This window comes from Stenotrophomonas sp., assembly GCF_031995405.1.
In the GTDB taxonomy this organism is placed as follows: domain Bacteria; phylum Pseudomonadota; class Gammaproteobacteria; order Xanthomonadales; family Xanthomonadaceae; genus Stenotrophomonas.
Genome location: NZ_DAMAGC010000176.1, coordinates 3,805 through 6,224, shown reverse-complemented (window position 1 = coordinate 6,224; position 2,420 = coordinate 3,805). Strand labels below are relative to the sequence as shown.

The following is a 2,420-nucleotide window of genomic DNA, read 5'->3' as shown; positions in this document are numbered from 1 at the left end:
CCCCCCCCACGCTTGCTGCCCTGCCCCTTGCGGTGCGCCCGGCGCTTCACTAGCCTTCGCCGGTCTGTCACCACCCAAGGATGTCCCCGTGAACCACCGCCCGCTCCTGCTGGCCCTGGCTGTCGGCGCTGCCGCGCTGACGCTGGCGGCCTGCCAGAAGGAACCCACCCCGGCCGATGCGCCAGCCGCGACCAGCGCCAAGCCGGGCGAAACCGCGGACCAGTTCATTGCCCGCGTCAACGCCGAATACAAGGCGATGTACCCGGAAATGACCTCCGCGCAGTGGCTGTCCTCGACCTACATCAACGAGGATTCCGAGCGCGTGGCGGCCAAGGCCAACGAGCGCTGGCTCACCGTGCTCAACGGCTGGATCACCCAGGCTGCCAAGTACGACGGCCAGCCCATGAGCGAAGACACCAAGCGCCAGATCCACCTGCTCAAGCTCATGACCTCCATGCCCGCCCCGCGCGACCCGGCCAAGCTGTCCGAGCTGACGCGCATCGCCAGCCGCATGGAAGGCGCCTACGGCTCGGGCAAGTACTGCACCGACGAAGCCAACCCGCAGACCTGCCGCCAGCTCGGCGACCTGGAACAGGTCCTTGCGCGCAGCCGCGACTACGACAAGCAGCTCGACGCCTGGCAGGGCTGGCACGCCACCACCAAGCCGATGCGCGCCGACTACCAGCGCTTCGTCGGCCTGGTCAACGAAGGCGCCAGGGAAATGGGCTTCGCCGATGCCGGCCAGATGTGGCGCAGCGGCTATGACATGCCGCCGGAGCAGATCGGCCCGGAAACCGACCGCCTGTGGGAACAGGTCAAGCCGATGTACGAGCAGCTGCACTGCTACGCGCGGACCAAGCTCGATGCCACCTACGGCAAGGACAAGGCCGAGACCAACGGCGGCATGATCGCCGCCCACCTGCTCGGCAACATGTGGCAGCAGGACTGGTCCAACCTGTGGGACCAGCTGGAACCGTATCCCGGTGCCGGCAGCCTGGACATCACCGCCGCACTGGAAAAGCAGTACCAGACCAACCTCAGCGGCGCGCTGGCCAAGGCCGGCAGCGGAGCGAACGTGGAAGCGCTCTACAAGGCGCAACGTGAGGCCGAACTGCGCACCGCCAAGCAGATGACCGAACGTGCGCAGGACTTCTACGTGTCGCTGGGCATGCCGGCATTGCCGAAGTCGTACTGGGACAAGACCCAGTTCATCAAGCCGCTCGATCGCGACGTGGTCTGCCACGCCAGCGCGTGGGACATGAACATGGACGGTGATGTGCGCACCAAGATGTGCATCAAGCCGACCGAGGAAAACTTCACCACCATCTACCATGAGCTCGGCCACATCTATTACGACCTGGCCTACAACCCGCTGCCGCCGCTGTTCCAGAACGGTGCCAACGATGGCTTCCACGAAGCGATCGGCGACACCATCGTGCTGGCGATGACGCCGCAGTACCTCAACTCCATCGGTCTGGTCGACAAGCCGCAGGAAAGCCGCGAGGCGACCATCAACGCGCAGATGCGCATGGCCTTGAGTGGGGTGTCGTTCCTGCCGTTCGGGCTGATGATCGACCGCTGGCGCTGGGGCGTGTTCGATGGTTCGATCACCCCGGACCACTACAACCAGGCCTGGTGGGACCTCAAGGCCAAGTACCAGGGCGTGGCCCCGGCCAGCGCACGCGGCGAGGAGTTCTTCGATCCGGGCGCCAAGTACCACGTGCCGGGCAATACCCCGTACACGCGCTACTTCCTGGCGCGCATCCTGCAGTTCCAGTTCTACAAGGGCCTGTGCGATGCCTCCGGCTACAAGGGTCCGCTGCACCAGTGCAGCTTCTACGGCAACAAGGAAGCCGGGCAGAAGTTCTGGGCGATGCTGAGCAAGGGCGCCAGCCAGCCGTGGCAGGCCACGCTGCGCGAGATCACCGGCGGCGACAAGCTCGATGCCGGTCCGATGATCGAGTACTTCACCCCGGTCAACGAATGGCTCAAACAGCAGAACCAGGGCCAGATGTGCGGTTGGCAGGCCCCGGCCGCGACCGCCGCGGCCAAGCCGGCAGCGGCAGCCCCAGCGGCACGCTGACCGATCGACCACGTCGAGAAGAAAAGCCGGCCAAAGGGCCGGCTTTTTTGCGATCGGTAGTGCCGAGCCATGCTCGGCAACGCGCATCGCTCAATGCGCGTCAGACGTCATCGGCATTGGCACGAAAGGCAGCCACGCATGGCGTGGCTCTACGGGCGTTATCGCATCGGTAGCGCCGAGCCATGCTCGGCAACACGCACCGTTCAATGCGCGTCAGACATCATCGGCATCGGCACGAAGGGCAGCCACGCATGGCGTGGCTCTACGGGTGACATCGAATCTGTAGTGCCGAGCCATGCTCGGCAACGCGCACCGTTCAATGCGCGTCAGACGTCAT

The 2,420-nt window shown here is 65.4% G+C and carries 2 protein-coding genes; both read left to right on the top strand.

Annotation, left to right across the window (positions count from 1 at the left end):
- Positions 1-88: 88 nt before the first annotated feature.
- On the top strand, positions 89-2,083 hold the full coding sequence (locus RTO53_RS19100; protein WP_312239257.1) for a M2 family metallopeptidase: 1,995 nt from the start codon (positions 89-91) through the stop codon (positions 2,081-2,083).
- Positions 2,084-2,221: 138 nt separating this feature from the next.
- On the top strand, positions 2,222-2,420 hold a 199-nt coding region (locus RTO53_RS19095), incomplete at its 3' end, for a hypothetical protein (protein WP_312239256.1).